Raw genomic sequence first — 16,568 nt, 5'->3', positions numbered from 1 at the left:
AAACTTTTGGCTGATTTGTTCATGAAAAACGAACTTTTTGGAAAGGGGAAAGAAAATGAGCAGAAACGGGATGGAAGAACAAAGGGTATGGAGCAACCTATCAACTAAGCAAAAAGCGCGCCATCTATCTATTAAGCAGAATGCGACCATTAAAAACGGGGTAATTACTGACAATGAAGGAAACGATGTATCTGACCGCGTAGAAATCGTATTAAAAACAACGGAAGCACAGGTTACGGCATTCAAGAACAATTCAGATATGGCTGACCACGAAAATGAAAACGGGGGGTTTGTATTCGCGATGTTTAATTCACTTTCGACTATGGACGCGACTTTTCCCAATTTAACTCAGTCTGATTTCGCGAGGGTTATGTTTATCGGAACTTATACCGGATGGGGTGACGGTCAGCTAAAGTACGATAACGGCGTACCGATCGACCGGAGAGGGCTAGAAACCTTAACGCGGATGTCTCACGGCGGATTTGCGGAGCTCTTTCATCGGCTATTGGATGCGGAGATAATCGCGGAAGATAAAGAAACAGGTCATCTTTTTATGAATCCGACGTTATTCTATCGCGGTAATATGAAAGAAAACAACTACGATATCAGCGATAAGTCTTACGTTAGATTATTCCGGAATACTGCGCGAGAGCTTTATCACGCATATAACGGACGGACGATTAAGCAGCTGGCGACTCTCTACGCTGTATTGCCATTTGTTAACTTCGGTTACAACGTTATCTGCTTTAATCCGACTGAAAGCAATTTAGAACTAATCAAGCCGATGTCAGTATCGAAGCTTGCGGCATTACTTGGATACAAACGGACAGAAAATCTCGTCAGCATAATCGAGAAAATCAAGTACGAAGGTAAGCCGGTATTCGGGTATTACGGAACAAGCTACAAGGCAGCCGGTAAGAAAGGCGTCATCATAAGCCCTGACTTAGTATTCGCGGGAAAACCTGAGACGTTAGCTGTAGCAAAGGCATTATTCACTCTTAGCGACAATTTAAATTAATACGAAACTAGAGCCTTCGCAATCGCGGGGCTTTTTATTATGTCTTGATGAAGCTGAAACGTGGAGAGACGCTACATAAATCGAAAGGGGGATGGATGAGGATGGAGGAGAAAAAACGCACAGAACTGCTGATTGACTTTCTACGCGTGCTTGGAGAGTTAAAGGCTGCAGATTATTACGCGAACGTTGAGATTAAAAAAGTAATCAAGCAGATTCAAACAGTGCTAGGACTGAACTAAACAAAAATGATGGGGGATGGATGAGGGATGAAGAAAGACGCGGTTAAACAATTAGATGAGTTATTGAGCCAACTAAAAGGGATTAACGACAAGATCGACGTTATCTCAAAAGGAAGTGATCACAAATGAAACAAGTCGTAATCCATCAAGCTATTAACAAATCAATATTAAAAACATCAGTTGTCGACATAGGAACCGGAGAAATATACGGACAGGAGACGCTTATCCGGCCGTCCTCTTACTTCGCAAGCATCATTGAGGCAACGATAGAAGACGCCATAAAATACGCAACTAAAGAAGGTTACGAAGTTATCGATATAGACTCGCCGTACAAAGCGATGATTGAAGGTACAGCGCTATGATTTACACTACCAATTTATACGAAATTCACCGCCTGACATTTACTGAAGGTTACGAACTTGTAGCCGAGATTTTTAAAGAGGACCGATTGATCGCCGCATTGTTCCGAGAAATATAAAACATCAATAGTAGAAAAATTATAAAACGGAGGAATTACACATGGAAAAGAAAGTATTTTTAACAAGCGAAGTAAACGGATTACCTAGTCAATCATTACAGTCAATGGATCCGAGTTCAGCATATCAAATCGAGCGTAGCGGAAATGGGATCGTCGTAGAGTTTAACAAATTAGATGAGCTAGAAAACGGCATTAATAATGCGGTAGCAAGATATCGAAAGAAGTATGACGAGATGATTAAAAGTCCGCGTCCGGAATATAAAGTCGAAGGCGCCATCGATTTCTATGCTGCTGAAATGAAATCCGAATTAGAGAAGGAAGTAACGGAGCTCAATCGTCAGTATTCCGGAATCGTTGAAGCTATGAAAGAGGAAGCGATGAGAGATGCGGCAAACAAGCGCCGATTTATTTCAGATGATGAGCGCAAGGCAGCGAGAGATGTAGTTTCCGAGACAGTTACCGCAATTAAACTAGGAGACGGCAGAGTCACGCTAGACAGCCTGATCGCCCAAGTACCCTATATGACGGACACTCGCAAGCTGGCGTTACTGCAGGAAATTAGCCGTGTTACTGAGGCAACACATGGACATAAATTTGCGGATGAATTAACGAGAAAAGCGAAGGACTTATACGGAAGGTTAGAAGAGGTTAAGTCGGGCGATATGCTTGCCGTAAAGATTGCGCAATCACTGCCGGGATCAGCAGACGGAGCGTTCAGACGATTACAGATGACACATAAGACGTTCAAGGATCATAAGCACAACCAACACAATCCGAATAAGAGATAACCGCGTCGAGTCTTAATTGATTCGGCGTTTATTTATTAAAAAACCAACTATAAAGGGGATTATCACATGAAAACAAATATCGAAGCAGCTCACTTAATCAAGCAAAATTCAACAACTAAGTATTTAGAATTAATGAAGAAGATGCAGGCTGATATCGCGCAAATCAGAACAAGTAAAACACTATCTAGGATTGGTAAAGACCTAGCAATCCAGAGTCTTAAAGATGATTACAAAGAAGACCTTTTAAGGCTATCAAAGCAAATCAAAGATGAATATCAGGGCGAGTTAAATAAAGCCAAAGCAACCGCAGAAAAACTCCTGGATGCGCCATTAAAACAGCCTGACGAAAAGACGATGACCAAGTACCGCGCACAAGTTGAGGAACTTAGAACAAACGTCATGCTATCGCTAAAGCCTTCATCTGCGAAAGCGCTAGTCCAAGACTTCGTAAAATCAATCTCGGATCCTTTTATTGCGAGTGATTTCTGCAGTCAGTTTTCTAGCGTAATTACTCCGATCATCAGTAGCGCAACAGGAGCAGAAGCCGGAGAAATAAAGCTTGCTCTTAGCGAAGTATACGGAAGATTAAACAGCTCATTCGCAACTGATGAACAGAAAGAAGCGAAGGAAGTTATCGAAGCCGTCGAAGGTATGATGGATGCAAGAATTTTTAACTTTGCCGTATCCGATAGCGTAGGCCAACAATTCGAGCGCGGTACATTCGAGCAAATGAATAATCCGGAGAGTTACTTTGAAGCAAAACAAGCAGAAGAAACCGAATAAGAAATAACACAATCGGAGCTCTCATCGCGAGGGCTCTTTTTATTTATCAAATTGAATAAAATTGATAGTTGTAAGATAATTAGCAAAAAGGAGATTATCTTAGTGACCAATAACAAAGGTTTCATTTTTCTCGGCGACAGAATAAAGTTATTAATGGAAGAACAGGAAGTTCAATTAATTCAAGATTATTACTTGAAAAAAGCTAATAGACAACAGGTAGAATTTATTAAAAACACAACAGGTAACATTAGTTTCTTCTCAATGAATTATGAGCTAATAAAGGGTGAGGAAGACGACAATGTTAGATATTACCATACTGAAAATTTTGAGGATTGGAATTATTGGATAGTTGAGCACAATGAATCACAATCAAGATTTAATATAAAATTAGCCTTACTTCTTTCAACAAGTGATTTATTCAGTTTGTTCGAAAAGTTACCCAAGTTAGTAAGTATGTACCAGCAGTTTTCCTATTCAAATTTTATAGCAGAAAATACTACTAGAGCAAATTATGAGTTCAAAGAAATTTCCCAAACTAACATCATTGAAATTCAAGATATTTATAATTTATTAGAGCAATTTAATAAAGTTGAATATACTTATATTGCAAAAGCTCTAGATGATTATTATCAATTGAGGAATATTCCAAATCAATCTCCTTTTTATATACTTGGGATGTTCTCCATCTTAGAGGCGTTATTAGTTCATAAAGGCCAAGTCTCTATTACACACCAGATAAAAACAAAGTTAAATTTATTAAATAATCGTTTTGAAGATCCGATAAATTTCTCTGAATTTTTTGGGGATGTTCGATATGAAAAGGTTATTGCCAAATTATATGAGTATCGTAGTGATATTGCACATGGTGATTTTGCAGACTTTAATGGCGATTTGAAGGTTTTAGTTAAGTTTGATCATGTTTCAAAAGTAATTCATAAGATTTTAAAAACAACATTGAAACAGGCTCTTAAAGAGCCACAGTTGTTTAAAGATTTAAAGAATTGTTAAGAACTCGTAATTCTATAGCGCCATTTATCGGACGCCCTCACCGGCGTTCTTTTTAATTCTAAAAAGGTCAAAGGGTTCTCCATAATCGGAGGCCCTTTTTCTATTACCGAAAAGGAGCTGACAAAATGAACAATTCTACACGATGTTAAACGTATCATTGACGAAAACATTACGGTACCAGGTCGCCAGTTAACCGTAGCCAGTAAGTCCGGTAGTGACGAAATCATTATCGCCGCGTTCAAGGATGCAGAAAAGAAAGTCGCAGAGGGATTGCGCAAGATTAACGCTCTAAAGTTGAGCAAGGCCGATCGGAGACATATCAGCCTATTAAGCGATTGTTTCAAAACGTCGATCAAGGCGATCCAAACGGATTGGCAGATATTATCTCGCGTAAGTTATCGACAGAACTCAGCTATAAAGCGCGCATAGGCGGCATGAAGGGGGTTTAAGTAATGTCTTATTTACCTGAAGGTAGTCAAACAAACGAAGATATATTTGCGGAGATTCAGAAATTAGATGAACTTATTGAGGAAAATGAAGAGAAACGATTAGCACTTCGTTTATCAAAAGGACAGAAACCGGAAGCGCCGCGCGACTTTGTATCGCCTGAGTTAAGTGCGATCCTAGTTGAGCGAGTAAAGCCGATATTTGGTTTCGCAGCAGACTTAGCTGACGTCTTACTCTATAGCGATCTTCCAGTAGAAATGGGCGACTTCGATAAATACGAGAATGACTTGAAACTTTTGCGTATGTCTATAAATCCGGAGCATTGCGGTCAATGGGTAAACGCTACAGATTTACTGCATGTGATGGAATTATACTCAAACGGAAGTATCGAAGCTAAGTCCGCAGTTAGAGGGATCGCCAACGTTTTCCGCATCGATGACATAATGACGGACATTTACGATACTAAATCGGTACAAGAGATATTAGAAGAAAAGGCAGATCATTCCGGACCTTCGATAAGTGATTATGACGAAGCTCTCGCTTACTATAACGAAATCGAATCCGAGTTAGACGAAGTAAACCACAACGTAATTATATAAAGGAGGAAATTATGAACAATCTTACATTTGACCAATTAGAGGTTCAGATAAGCGGAGTCCAAAGAAAAGCTGCATGGCTGCTCGTCAATGGCGATATCGAATCGATCGGAGGCGCCAAGTCCAAGACGTATGATGAAATCGCGGAAGAATGCGGCATTGATACGAAAACACTCTACAACTGGCGTTCAAAGGATGCGAAGTTTATAGCGTACTGTAACGCCATCTCATATCGTGTTACGGATTCTTTCCAATCAGAAGCAGACGCTATGCTACGCGAGTTATGTTTAAGGGGCGGGGCGAACGGACTCGGATCCATCAAAGCGCTTGAGCTCTACTATAAGCGCATGGGATTACTCGTTAATAAATCGGAAGTTACGAACACAGACGCCATAAATAGAGAATACCGCCCACTTACAGACGATGAGGTTGCAGAGAAAATCAAAGAAATGAAAGCTAGACTACAGTAAATATACGCCTGGCTTCGGCTGGGCTTTTAAAATACATGCTAATATGTTAATGCTTTAGAATAAAAAAGAGTTATAAGTATTATATTTCTATGGAATTACAATATTAATGAGAATACAATATAACCAAGGGGTGGTTGTCATAGCTGGATTAAAGAAAACAGCCAATGTCGGGGATAAAATAATGGTAGTCAGAGAAAATCATCCTGGTTGGGGTGAAATAAGGTATCCTTTAGGAAGTGTTTGGATTGTTAAGGAGGTATTATCTCCGAAGACTGGGCTTGTAGTATGTGATGGAAATCAATATGGTATATATTCAAAGGATTACATTGTGATAAATTAAAAACACCTACATAACGTAGATGCTTTTAATTACCAAGGTAATCCTTTTTTAGTTGGCTCCGAAAATAATAACTCTAAGGAATGGACTTTTCTTATAAGGTCAATGTTTGGATTAGGGTCAATTATGTAAACTTTTGATCCTTTTTTTAAATTTTTTAAAAAGAAATCTATTTCATTTCTATCGACTCCCCAATACGAAGATCCTACAATAACAAAAGAATCCATTTGACGGACTTGCTCTAAATAAATATTAAACATTTTTTGAATCCAACTTAATCTTAATTGTATGTTATGCAAAGATGGTGGTATTATGTCGGCTTCCATTCTTGGTATCAACCAGTCAGACTTTGGAATTGTTTGAACATACTGCGCATCATTTAGTTTAGTTGAAATATTCCATCTCTGTTCTATAGGGCAGCTAATAATTTTATCTGGAAGATCAAAATCAAGTGATCCATGTGGTTTTAAAATTGGGATATTACCTATATCTTCATTAGTTCCAACTCGATAAAATGAAGTATCTGCCGCTCTAAATGCATTTTCAAGAACTAAATCATAATTAAAAGATATAGCACAAACGAGATTTTCTTTATTTTCCCTTAACCAGTCAGTCCATCTCCACTCATTGATATCATGATTATCAAGAGTAAGTTGAAAAGTTGAATAAGCTAGTGCTAAGAATCTTCTTAGTTGACAGTTTTTATTAGCGTCTGACCAGTTTTTATCAATATAGTCACTTATTCGGTTAAAATGAGAGCTTCCTTTTTGTTGTAACAAGTCCTTTTTTACATCAGGTAGCTTGTTAATGAAATCTTTATAACTTATTTTACTACTTCTGAAAGTGCTTAATGGGTAAGAAGAGTGTAATTCTCGTGGTATTGAATAATCTAAAGTGAAACCATTTCCAACAAGTATTCCAAATCTAGACATTACTCCAGCTCCATATATCAAGTTGCACTTATTATACTATTAATTGGAAAAACTTTAAATATAATAAATATTTTAGAGCTATATAAAAGAACGTACATTCGTATATAATAACTATACGGAGGTGATTGCGTTGAGTTACGCAATTATGTTAACGCAAAAGAAATCAGACATTCACGGTAATTTAGATATCGTTGTCCAGGCGATGGACTTTGGCCGCGGAGGAATATGGCAGGTTCCGTTAAAGCGATTGGACGATGAAACGTTTCCGGAGGAACTGCGCCAACTGATATCGGATAACCTCGAAAAGATTGAAGCGGGAAAGTGGGATTATACCGGCAAATACAAATAAAAGACGTCCGGAGACGTCCCTACATTACCGCTTAGTTTTACGCGGTTTATTTAAGTTTCCAACTACTTGGTTGAGCGGCGAGTATAGGCTATGGTTATCCGCAATTGACGCCCTAGATATGTGAGTGTAGCGTGACGTCATCCGTTGGTCAGTGTGTCCTAGTAGCGCTTGAAGATAGCGTAAATTACCGCCAGCTTCGAGGTAAAGAGTCGCTGCTGTATGGCGCAATAGATGTGGATGAACTTTCTTCTTAATGCCGGCCTTCTTCGCATGAGCCGATAACCTTTTGCGGAAATTATTAGTCGTAAGTAGCTCGCCGTAATTCGCGAGGAAGATATATTCGCTCTCAAATTCGGATACTTCGGTAATAAGCTCGCCTATTAACCGCGCAGTTCTTGATTGTATCGGGAGTATTCGTCCTTTGCGTGTCTTAGTATTCTGCGCCTGGATAACGATTTCTTTACGAGATAAGTCGACGTCTGTAAGCCGCAAAGACAGTATTTCTCCAACGCGACAAAGCGTATCTAGTATTACGTTAACTACTACATAATCGCGAAAGGAGGCATAATCTCTACGATCCATTACGCCTAATAAACGTTTCAGGTCATCTACCGAAAGTACCTCGATTAATTTTTCTGGCTGCTTTACCACTTTAACCTTTTCAAACGGATTCCCTACGATTAATTCATCCGCTACAAGCACGCTGAATGATGTTTTCAACGTCTTAATAATATCGTTTGCATATCGAGGAGATACTCCGTTGGTTTTTTCATAATCCGGCTTGTATTTATGACCGTCATTTTTAACGCGTTCCTCTAGGAGCCATGTAACAAATTTGCGACAGATATCTAGCGACAAGTCCCGAATATCAGTGACGTCATTTTGCGTTAAGTATTCCAATAAAAGCGAATGTGAATGTTTATATCTGAATAGCGTTCCTTCCGCTAAACCTTCCGCCTTTTTTGCGAAATAAGCCTTCTCCAATAACGCACTGATCGAATAGATATTCTTGCGCGAACCTTTAATCGTTCTGTCCGTCTTAACACGCTTTCCGCGCCTGTTCTCCGAATGCAAAATAAAAAACGCCCTCCTATACGATAATGTCACCGTACAAGAGGGCGTTGCGCTGTCGGAATTAGTACCGTAACGCTGCCGAACATATTACGTTGTAAAAACGTTGGTAAATCAATAGATGGAGCATAACGGGATCGAACCGATGACCTCTACGCTGCCAGCGTAGCGCTCTCCCAGCTGAGCTAATGCCCCGTATAATAAGGAATCTGCAAAATTTCATTTGCGATATTATAAATTATACCGCCTCTGAAGCATACTTGCAATAGGAATTAACAGTCAAAACAAAAATATTTTGACTGTTAATTTCAAAATAGACTATAAAAGCCTCACTCACTCTCAATCACTCCAAAAAAGTCCACATGCACATACCCATTAAAAACGATATCCAAGTCATGAAAATAGCGATGGAGGGTTTGGAAGGTGTCGGCGTTTATGACACTTTCGGGATGGCGGATAATGGATTCAAGGTCCGTTTTTAATGCTGGATCTTCAACAAGCGGGACGAAGTGTGAGGCATATGCTTTGCTGCGGCGGCGCGGGCGGTTTGATCGGACATGTTTAAGCTGTAGATTCGGTCCCAGCCAGTGGTTTCGGTAGAGAAAGCGTGGAAATCGGCAATGAATTCTCCAGCGTCTGTATACTCGGGTTTTTCACTTAAATTACATTATTATACGATATGACTGTTATAAAAAAGAAAAAAAGCAAGAGGAAAATCCTCTTACTTCTTAATTAGCCTCACTTTTCACTTCTGCTATTTGCAGCAAATGCCTTTTTTCATGATACCCAATAAACTCAACCCATTGCTTTAAGGAAAGCTCGCCAAGGTGAGGGTGCTTCATTGCTTTTTCGTTCAGGGCTTGGACGGGTGCCGTTTTTGCAAAGTTAATCAGCTCCCTGCGTGATTCTTCAAGTTTTAATAAGAGTTCTTCTTTTACGTATGATTCTTCGGCTGGTTTGAGGTTTTCGGGTGCCGGGACTTTGCGGGAACGATCGATGACCAATTCCAGCGGTTTTTCGGTTACTTCTTTCTTTTCGCCCGACATGAGAACCTGTTTCATGCCTCCTGTGATGACACGCTCCATTAAGTAGAGATGTTGAAGGATTTGGCCTGGGCTCCAAAAGTCCTGTGAAGGTTTTTGGTTGAGCTGTTTATCTGTCATGTTTTTGACTTCGTTCAGTAATTCAGAGCGTACTGCCTGTGAATGTTCCAGCATCTTGCTCTCTCCCTTCACCTTCATTCTAGTGATGTGCAAAGTTCTCTTTTCAGCTTCTTCCTGACAGTTCCTGTGTTAAATGGTTTTTTACATGCTCTCTGAGCTTGTATTTTTGGATTTTTCCTGAAGCGGTCATCGGGTAGTCATTGACGAAATAATAGTATTCAGGAATTTTATAATGGGAGAGCTGTCCTTTGCAGAATGCTTTAATGTCTTCTGCAGTCAGGGTGATGCCTTCTTTTGGAACGATGCAGGCAGCTACTTTTTCTCCATATTTTTCATCAGGAACGCCAATTACCTGAACATCCATGATATCTTCATGACGATAAAGGAATTCTTCAATTTCACGCGGGTAGACGTTTTCACCGCCGCGGATGATCATGTCTTTCAGGCGACCGGTAATGACGACATAGCCGTGTTCATCCATCGTAGCCAGATCACCGGTATGAAGCCAGCCTTCTTTATCAATCGCTTCTTCTGTTGCTTCAGGCATTTTGTAGTAGCCTTTCATGACGAGGTAGCCCCTTGTGCAAAGCTCTCCCTGAACACCTGGTGCTGTTTCCTCTCCTGTAAGCGGGTCAATGATTTTCACTTCTACATGAGGATGGGCTTTGCCGACTGTTTCAACTTTGCGTTCAATGGAGTCTGTCACTGTTGTCTGTGTTATGACAGGTGAGGACTCTGTTTGGCCGTAGGCAATCGTTACTTGTGACATGCCCATTTCATTGATGACTTTTTTCATGACTTCGATTGGACAGGTTGAGCCCGCCATTATCCCTGTTCTCAAGGTTGAGAGATCATAGTTTTTAAAGTTAGGAGAGTTCAGTTCAGCAATAAACATTGTTGGCACTCCGTGAAGTCCTGTGCATTTTTCTTTTTCAACGGTCTGAAGGACAAGGTCAGGATCAAACTCAACGATTGGCACCATGGCTGCTCCGACAGATACACATGCCAGAACGCCAAGTACGCAGCCGAAGCAGTGGAAGAATGGAACCGGGATGCATAAACGGTCATGATTCGTTAAATTCATTGAGCTTGCGACAAGGAACCCATTGTTGACAATATTGTGATGAGTAAGCATGACACCTTTAGGAAAGCCTGTTGTGCCTGAGGTGTATTGCATATTGATGACGCCCTCAGGAGTTAGTAGGCTCTCACGCTCGGCAAGCTCTTCATCTGTAACCCTAGATCCGTGATCGAGTAGCTCATTCCAGCTGTACATTTCATGGGGTGCTTTCTGATTTCCTATGTAAATGAGGTTTTTTAAGTGCGGCAGTGCTTCAATTTGTTTGTATTTCTCTGCAGAAGCTGAATTCGTGATGGAGCGGACAATGTCCACATAAGATGTTCCTTTAAAGCCGTCAATTAAGAATAGAGTGGTGGAGTCAGACTGCTTCAGCAGGTATTCAAGCTCGCTGCTTTGGTAGCTTGTGTTGACGGTAACAAGTACGGCGCCAATGCGTGCAGATGCGAACTGAAGCAGGAGCCACTCAGGGACGTTGGTTGCCCAGATGGCAATGTTTTCACCCTTTTTCACGCCAAGACCCATTAAGGCTTTTGCGAGCTTCGTCGTTTCGCTGTAAAACTCATCATACGTATAGCGGATGTTTTCCTTTGAATAGACAACGGCATCCTGGCTTCCGTATTTTGACACAGTTTCCTTCAATAATTGGCCGATGGTTTTATTTTTTAGTGATTGCATGGGACCTCCCTGGACAAAAAGAATGATTACGCTTTCATTATAAACTATTTTTAGAAAGTTTTGAAAACTATTATTCCCTAATGTATGCAGTAGCAGTTGGAGTATAATAGACGAGACGTATTTTCAAAAGGGGATCAATCATGAATAAAACAACATTTTATCCTTATCTGGCACTCGCGATTGGAGTTGCGGCGGTCTCAACATCTGCGATTTTCGTAAAGCTGACCTCTGCACCTGCTCCAGTTATCGCATTTTATCGCCTGTTTTTCTCAACGCTTATCGTTCTGCCGCTGTTTTTGGCAAAATCGCTGCCTTATATTAAAACGTTAACGAAGAAAGACTGGAGCTATTCGATTTTAGCGGGTGTGCTGCTTGCGTTTCATTTTATTCTCTGGTTCGAATCGCTGAACTACACCTCTGTAGCGAGTTCGGTTGTACTGGTAACCCTTCAGCCGCTGTTTGCGTTTATTGGAACCTATTTCTTTTTTAAAGAGAGGGTGTCATCGAGGGCTATACTCAGTGCGATGCTTGCAATTGCAGGGAGTGTTGTGATCAGCTGGGGAGATTTCCGGATTAGCGGGCTTGCGCTGTTTGGAGACTTTCTTGCACTTGCGGCCTGTGCGATGGTCACGGCTTACCTGCTGTTTGGCCAAGGTGTAAGAAAGCGTCATACATTGACACTTTATACGTTTATCGTTTATGCGGTCAGCTCTGTGACACTATTCCTTTACTGTGTGATATTAAGCTATCCGCTATCAGGTTTTCCGAAGCAGGATTGGCTGTACTTTTTACTGCTTGCGATTGTACCGACATTGCTTGGGCATTCGCTATTCAACTGGTCGCTGAAATGGATTTCGACAAATGTCATTTCTGTCGCGATTCTGTTTGAGCCGGTTGGATCGATTATTCTTGCGTATTACTTCCTTGAAGAGACGGTTATTCTTACGCAATTAATTGGCGGAGCAATCATTATCATTGGCGTCATGCTGTTTCTTTTTGAAAAGAAAGAAGTGGAAGAGATTTCCAGTGAACAAGCACTGTAAACAAAAAAGGACTCAATTTGAAGTGAACCCAAAAAGTTAGACACTTTATTTACTTAGGCAGCCTTGAGGGCATGAATCCGGTAATCAACCGGGCTCATGCCTTTTAATTTTACCTTGATTCGTTGATGATTGTAGTAATGGATATATTCTTCTAGTTCTTGTTTGAAATGCTCCATGCTTTTAAATTCTTGAAGATAGAGTAATTCGGATTTTATTAAGCCAAAGAAGTTTTCAATGACCGCATTATCGAGACAATTTCCTTTGCGTGACATGCTTTGTGTAATGTTATGTTTTTTCAAATCATGCGAGTATTGTTTCATCTGATAATGCCAGCCCTGATCTGAATGGAGAATGGGTGAATCTTTCGATTCCAAGCGATCAAAGGCTTTATCCAGCATTTTGGAAACGAGCGGATAAACAGGCCGAGATTCGATATTATAGGCGATGATTTCTCCATTAAACAGGTCAAGAATGGCCGATAAGTATAGTTTCTCCCCAGCTATATGGAATTCTGTGACGTCTGTCACCCATTTTTCATTGGACTTTGCCGCCTTGAAATCACGTGCTAGAATGTTGGGCGCAATCTTGCCGATTTTCCCTTTGTACGAACGGTATTTCTTCATGCAAACCAATGACTTCAATCCTAATTCATTCATCAATCTGAGAACTGTTTTATGATTGATGCGAGCACCTCGATTACGTAATTCTAGGGTGATACGCCGATACCCATAACGCCCTTTATGCGTATGGAAAATCTCTTTGATAAGGGATTTAATTTCTGTGTATTTATCCTCACGCCCGAAGGCGTTTACCCAATAATAGTACGTACTCCGCGCCATTTTAGAAATGGATAGAAGCAGATTTAAATCAAATTGTTTCCTTAGTTCATGGACTACTTTCGCTTTTTCTTTTTTTGTAAGGCATCCTTTTCTTGAACTAAGGCATTCAACTTTTTTAGATAGGCATTCTCTGCACGTAAGTATTCTAATTCGGCAAGAAGTGCTTCTTGAGAGCCATTAGCTGGCGATTTTTTCTTAGTTTCTTTTTTCATGGATAGACGCCCCTTTTTCTTTGGTTTAAGGGCGTCTATACCTCCTTCCTTAAACTGATTTGCCCAATTCAAAAGTGTAGAATCGGAAGGAAGGTTATAGTGTACAGCGGTCTCGTTGATCGATGCCCCATATTCGTTCATATATTTAAGTACCTCTAGTTTAAAGGGCAGAGTGTAATTTGTATAGGATGAAACAAGTCCTTCCATCCCATGTTTTAGATAGCGAGCGACCCATCTTTTCAGAGGGGATAAACCTACATTTCTTTCTTGAGCAATAGATTTATAGGATTTTTCCCCTTCTAAGTACTCTAAAACTGCATGTGATTTTTCGTCTATCGTATATTTAGTCAAAAAAACTGCACCTCCAATTGTTAGATGTTGTCTAACAATTGGGGTGCAGTTCAATTCCGAGTCCTTTTTTGTTTTTCCATGATTTTCTTTTCCAGATCTTTAAACGTATACTTCGTCTTCTTTTTTAAAGCTTCTTCAAAGTTGTTTGTTTTACCTGTTTCAAGAAGAAGGTCCCGGATAATGTCTTCTCCAAATTCATCTGCCAAAATTTTAATGGCGTAGTAGCTTTGAGTATACACTTCCGCTTCCGGACTGTCTTCCAATGCATTTGCCCAGCTTCCGGGATTTCTGAGCTTATCGAAAGGGATCACCGTGTCAATAGGGATTTTTGCATCCTCTCCGTTATAGCCAGCATATTCTGCAACGCCTTCATTAAACCAGATTGGAATTTTCAGCGAGTCAATTTCCATTTTCTCTAATGCTTTCTCCATATAATAATGGGCATATTCATGGTAAAAGGTCTCCACAACAAGCGGAGATGCGGTATCGAGATCATCCGGAATCACGATGGCCATGGTTTCTTTCACATGATCGTAAAACCCCATATAATCCAAATACTCAAGCTCCTGCAGCGAGTCCGGCGATTCATCTAGCAGAATCAGGTCAATGGGCTGATCCTCGATCTTGCCGAACAAGCGGGTGCTGATGCTCCTTGCGTGATCGAATTCGTCCTCAACCAGCTGGATATCCCTTTTATCAAGAGAGGAATAGTAAACAGTAAGATGTGAAATTTTCTTCGTTTCAGCAGACTCTTTGTATTCTTCGTAAGGGTCAATCGGCAAAAAAGCGTTCACCTGAAACTCAAATTTCTCCCTGGGGCTGATATTTTGATAGTTAAAATAAGTCGTCATCACATTCATTAGGACTACGAAAAACAAGGTAATAATTAAACTGATGGTTGTGATGGAAAGGAAGATGGATCCTGACAGTCCCTTGAAAAAGAGCAGATTCCTCTCTTTGCGGTGGATCATCTCGTATATAGAATAGATAAACAAGCCAAGCAGCAAAAGCGTCATAACGCTTCCTGCGATTACGCTTGCAGGTATATTCAAAAAGAGAAACAGGACGTAAAACACCCCGGTGAAATAAACGATATACAGGATTGATAAGAAACTATGCAGAAGTATTTTCACTTGCAGCCTCCGTTTTGTCTTAGTCTATGAACATATTCTGTTTTTGGAAAAGAAACTCCTTTTAGAGGTAGGGATTTAATTTTCGCTTGTCGAATTTTATCAGCAAGGAGTGTTGAAAATGAATTATAGGATAAGAAAAGCTGTTAAAGAAGATGCGAAGCAAATTGCAGTTGTTCACGTGGACAGCTGGAGAACAACCTATAAAGGTATTGTAGCAGATGCATATCTTGAAAGTCTTACATATGAAAGCAAAGAAAAAATGTGGAGGTCTATTGATCCGGAGACTGTTTTTGTTGCAGAAAATCAGGATGGCCAAATAGTAGGGTTTGCAGGCTTCGGACCAGAACGGTCAAAGGAACATGGAATTGATGGAGAATTATATGCGATCTATCTATTAAAAGAAGTGCAGGGAGCAGGCATCGGGCGCAGGCTTGTAGAGGCAACTGCAGATGAACTGCTTCGGAAAAACTATCAATCTATGCTGCTGTGGGTAATGAATGCGAATCCTTCAAAAGGATTCTACGAACGCTTTTTACCTGAAAGGATCGCTGAGGACTTCTACACAATTGAGGGAACAGATCATCAGGAGACCGCATTGGGATGGCGTGATTTGACGAAACTGTCAGCTGCATTGAAAAGGAAAGAGGAATCACTGTGAATCGAGCATTAATACTGGGGGGAACGCAATTTTTCGGCAAAAGACTTGTTCAAAAGCTGCTTAAAAATGGGGCAAAAGTGACGATTGCAACAAGAGGAAGAACAAATGATGACTTTGGAGATGGCGTAGAGCGTCTGATTATCGATCGTGAAAACAAAGAATCAATGATTAAAGCCTTTGATAACAAAAAATGGGACGTTGTTTATGATCAATCGTGTTTTTCGCCGCTTGAAGCAAAATCTGCTTATGAAGCGCTTCAGGGCAAAATCAAGCATTATATTTTCACATCGACCATGGCAGTCTATGAATTTGGGAGAGGGCAGACAGAAGATGACTTTGATCCGCTGTCGTATGAGCCTTCCTTTAAAGAGCGCAAAGCCTATAAAGGGTTAAGCGGCTATCAGGAAGCGAAGCGCAGTGCAGAAGCCTATCTTTTTCAGACTGCGGATGTCCCTGTTGCCGCTGTAAGACCAGCTCTGGTAATCGGAATAGATGATTATACAGAACGCTTTTTATTTCATGTGAAAAAGGTGAAGAACGAGGAACCGATTGGAATTGAAGATCCTGGATATTTTTACAGCTATACCTCATCTGAGGGCGCAGCGGGATTCTTGTATATGGCTGGAGAAAAAACCTTAACGGGTGCTTACAATGCCGCTTTTGAAAAAAGTCTGTCACTGAATGATCTTCTGCATAAAATCGGATGTGCTGTCGGGAAAAAAGCGATTGTGACAAGTGAGATTGCGAAAGAGAATGCTTCACCTTATGGATTATCAGGGGATTGGACACTGAATGTGTCAAAGGCTGAAAGTGCTGGATACTCATTTGAGAAATTGGATCCGTACATAGAGAAATTAATAGAGGCAATGAAAAAAGAAACGTGACAGTGTCGCGTTT

Annotated in this window: 19 protein-coding genes and 1 tRNA gene; 13 read left to right on the top strand and 7 right to left on the bottom strand. The window is 40.5% G+C overall.

Annotation, left to right across the window (positions count from 1 at the left end; all coding sequences use genetic code 11):
• Window positions 1-55: 55 nt before the first annotated feature.
• From LIT25_21350 to LIT25_21310, 9 genes are all read left to right on the top strand, one after another.
• Window positions 56-1,018, top strand: a complete 963-nt coding sequence (locus LIT25_21350; GenBank protein ID USK33067.1) for a hypothetical protein — start codon at window positions 56-58, stop codon at window positions 1,016-1,018.
• A gap of 101 nt (window positions 1,019-1,119) precedes the next feature.
• A complete protein-coding gene (locus LIT25_21345; protein USK33066.1) occupies window positions 1,120-1,257 on the top strand; it encodes a hypothetical protein in 138 nt (45 codons plus the stop codon).
• A 125-nt stretch (window positions 1,258-1,382) separates the two neighbouring features.
• Entirely contained in the window at window positions 1,383-1,619 is a 237-nt protein-coding gene (locus tag LIT25_21340; GenBank protein ID USK33065.1) for a hypothetical protein, read from the top strand.
• A 157-nt stretch (window positions 1,620-1,776) separates the two neighbouring features.
• Complete coding sequence (locus LIT25_21335; protein ID USK33064.1) at window positions 1,777-2,523, top strand: hypothetical protein; 747 nt, start codon at window positions 1,777-1,779, stop codon at window positions 2,521-2,523.
• Between the two features lie 66 nt (window positions 2,524-2,589).
• Window positions 2,590-3,306: a hypothetical protein gene (locus LIT25_21330; protein USK33063.1), complete on the top strand. Its 717-nt coding sequence runs from the start codon at window positions 2,590-2,592 to the stop codon at window positions 3,304-3,306.
• A gap of 102 nt (window positions 3,307-3,408) precedes the next feature.
• Window positions 3,409-4,314 carry a hypothetical protein gene (locus LIT25_21325; GenBank protein ID USK33062.1) on the top strand — a complete coding sequence of 302 codons (906 nt, stop codon included), beginning with the start codon at window positions 3,409-3,411 and terminating at the stop codon, window positions 4,312-4,314.
• Window positions 4,315-4,766: 452 nt separating this feature from the next.
• Window positions 4,767-5,360: a hypothetical protein gene (locus LIT25_21320; GenBank protein ID USK33061.1), complete on the top strand. Its 594-nt coding sequence runs from the start codon at window positions 4,767-4,769 to the stop codon at window positions 5,358-5,360.
• Window positions 5,361-5,371: 11 nt separating this feature from the next.
• The gene (locus tag LIT25_21315) at window positions 5,372-5,827 is read left to right on the top strand and encodes a hypothetical protein (protein USK33060.1); all 456 of its coding nucleotides are present in this window, start codon (window positions 5,372-5,374) and stop codon (window positions 5,825-5,827) included.
• Between the two features lie 106 nt (window positions 5,828-5,933).
• Window positions 5,934-6,167: a hypothetical protein gene (locus tag LIT25_21310; GenBank protein USK33059.1), complete on the top strand. Its 234-nt coding sequence runs from the start codon at window positions 5,934-5,936 to the stop codon at window positions 6,165-6,167.
• Window positions 6,168-6,196: 29 nt separating this feature from the next.
• Here LIT25_21310 and LIT25_21305 read toward each other — a convergent pair whose 3' ends face one another.
• The gene (locus LIT25_21305) at window positions 6,197-7,096 is read right to left on the bottom strand and encodes a hypothetical protein (protein USK33058.1); all 900 of its coding nucleotides are present in this window, start codon (window positions 7,094-7,096) and stop codon (window positions 6,197-6,199) included.
• Between the two features lie 130 nt (window positions 7,097-7,226).
• Between LIT25_21305 and LIT25_21300 the strand changes: the two genes are divergently transcribed.
• Window positions 7,227-7,445: a hypothetical protein gene (locus LIT25_21300; GenBank protein ID USK33057.1), complete on the top strand. Its 219-nt coding sequence runs from the start codon at window positions 7,227-7,229 to the stop codon at window positions 7,443-7,445.
• Between the two features lie 24 nt (window positions 7,446-7,469).
• Here the strand turns inward: LIT25_21300 and LIT25_21295 are convergent, their stop codons facing one another.
• The 4 genes from LIT25_21295 to LIT25_21280 form a co-directional block, all read right to left on the bottom strand.
• Entirely contained in the window at window positions 7,470-8,519 is a 1,050-nt protein-coding gene (locus tag LIT25_21295) for a tyrosine-type recombinase/integrase (protein USK33056.1), read from the bottom strand.
• Between the two features lie 119 nt (window positions 8,520-8,638).
• Window positions 8,639-8,711 (bottom strand) — tRNA-Ala (locus LIT25_21290).
• Window positions 8,712-9,244: 533 nt separating this feature from the next.
• Window positions 9,245-9,757, bottom strand: coding sequence for a DinB family protein (locus LIT25_21285; protein ID USK36365.1), 513 nt, complete (start codon window positions 9,755-9,757; stop codon window positions 9,245-9,247).
• Between the two features lie 25 nt (window positions 9,758-9,782).
• Window positions 9,783-11,459 (bottom strand): AMP-binding protein, encoded by a 1,677-nt coding sequence (locus tag LIT25_21280; protein ID USK36364.1) that lies wholly within the window; start codon window positions 11,457-11,459, stop codon window positions 9,783-9,785.
• Between the two features lie 116 nt (window positions 11,460-11,575).
• On the opposite strand from LIT25_21280, the gene LIT25_21275 reads away from it, so the two are divergent.
• Window positions 11,576-12,478 (top strand): DMT family transporter, encoded by a 903-nt coding sequence (locus LIT25_21275; protein USK33055.1) that lies wholly within the window; start codon window positions 11,576-11,578, stop codon window positions 12,476-12,478.
• A gap of 53 nt (window positions 12,479-12,531) precedes the next feature.
• Here the strand turns inward: LIT25_21275 and LIT25_21270 are convergent.
• Together LIT25_21270 and LIT25_21265 are read right to left on the bottom strand one after the other, a co-directional pair.
• Window positions 12,532-13,880, bottom strand: a protein-coding gene (locus LIT25_21270; protein ID USK33054.1) for an IS3 family transposase whose coding sequence is annotated in 2 segments (ribosomal slippage) — window positions 12,532-13,436 and window positions 13,436-13,880 — 1,350 coding nt in all. Because the reading frame shifts where the segments join, the coding sequence is not laid out codon by codon here.
• 50 nt (window positions 13,881-13,930) lie between these two features.
• On the bottom strand, window positions 13,931-15,013 hold the full coding sequence (locus tag LIT25_21265) for a hypothetical protein (protein ID USK33053.1): 1,083 nt from the start codon (window positions 15,011-15,013) through the stop codon (window positions 13,931-13,933).
• A 118-nt stretch (window positions 15,014-15,131) separates the two neighbouring features.
• Here LIT25_21265 and LIT25_21260 point away from each other — a divergent pair, with 118 nt between their 5' ends.
• Together LIT25_21260 and LIT25_21255 are read left to right on the top strand one after the other, a co-directional pair.
• Complete coding sequence (locus LIT25_21260; GenBank protein ID USK33052.1) at window positions 15,132-15,671, top strand: GNAT family N-acetyltransferase; 540 nt, start codon at window positions 15,132-15,134, stop codon at window positions 15,669-15,671.
• Entirely contained in the window at window positions 15,668-16,555 is an 888-nt protein-coding gene (locus LIT25_21255) for an NAD-dependent epimerase/dehydratase family protein (GenBank protein USK33051.1), read from the top strand. Before LIT25_21260 ends, LIT25_21255 begins: the two co-directional genes overlap by 4 nt.
• The last annotated feature ends 13 nt before the right edge of the window (window positions 16,556-16,568 follow it).

The organism is Bacillus sp. F19 (assembly GCA_023823795.1).
In the GTDB taxonomy this organism is placed as follows: domain Bacteria; phylum Bacillota; class Bacilli; order Bacillales; family Bacillaceae; genus Bacillus_P.
Note: the sequence above shows the minus strand (reverse complement) of the source record. Positions and strands in the feature narration are given on the sequence as shown.

Bases quoted from the DNA above. Each gene is read 5' to 3' on its own strand.
- LIT25_21350 (USK33067.1), top strand. From the start codon at position 56: ATGAGCAGAAACGGGATGGAAGAACAAAGGGTATGGAGCAACCTATCA.
- LIT25_21345 (USK33066.1), top strand. From the start codon at position 1,120: ATGGAGGAGAAAAAACGCACAGAACTGCTGATTGACTTTCTACGCGTG.
- LIT25_21340 (USK33065.1), top strand. From the start codon at position 1,383: ATGAAACAAGTCGTAATCCATCAAGCTATTAACAAATCAATATTAAAA.
- LIT25_21335 (USK33064.1), top strand. From the start codon at position 1,777: ATGGAAAAGAAAGTATTTTTAACAAGCGAAGTAAACGGATTACCTAGT.
- LIT25_21330 (USK33063.1), top strand. From the start codon at position 2,590: ATGAAAACAAATATCGAAGCAGCTCACTTAATCAAGCAAAATTCAACA.
- LIT25_21320 (USK33061.1), top strand. From the start codon at position 4,767: ATGTCTTATTTACCTGAAGGTAGTCAAACAAACGAAGATATATTTGCG.
- LIT25_21315 (USK33060.1), top strand. From the start codon at position 5,372: ATGAACAATCTTACATTTGACCAATTAGAGGTTCAGATAAGCGGAGTC.
- LIT25_21310 (USK33059.1), top strand. From the start codon at position 5,934: ATGAGAATACAATATAACCAAGGGGTGGTTGTCATAGCTGGATTAAAG.
- LIT25_21305 (USK33058.1), bottom strand. From the start codon at position 7,096: ATGTCTAGATTTGGAATACTTGTTGGAAATGGTTTCACTTTAGATTAT.
- LIT25_21285 (USK36365.1), bottom strand. From the start codon at position 9,757: ATGAAGGTGAAGGGAGAGAGCAAGATGCTGGAACATTCACAGGCAGTA.
- LIT25_21275 (USK33055.1), top strand. From the start codon at position 11,576: ATGAATAAAACAACATTTTATCCTTATCTGGCACTCGCGATTGGAGTT.
- LIT25_21260 (USK33052.1), top strand. From the start codon at position 15,132: ATGAATTATAGGATAAGAAAAGCTGTTAAAGAAGATGCGAAGCAAATT.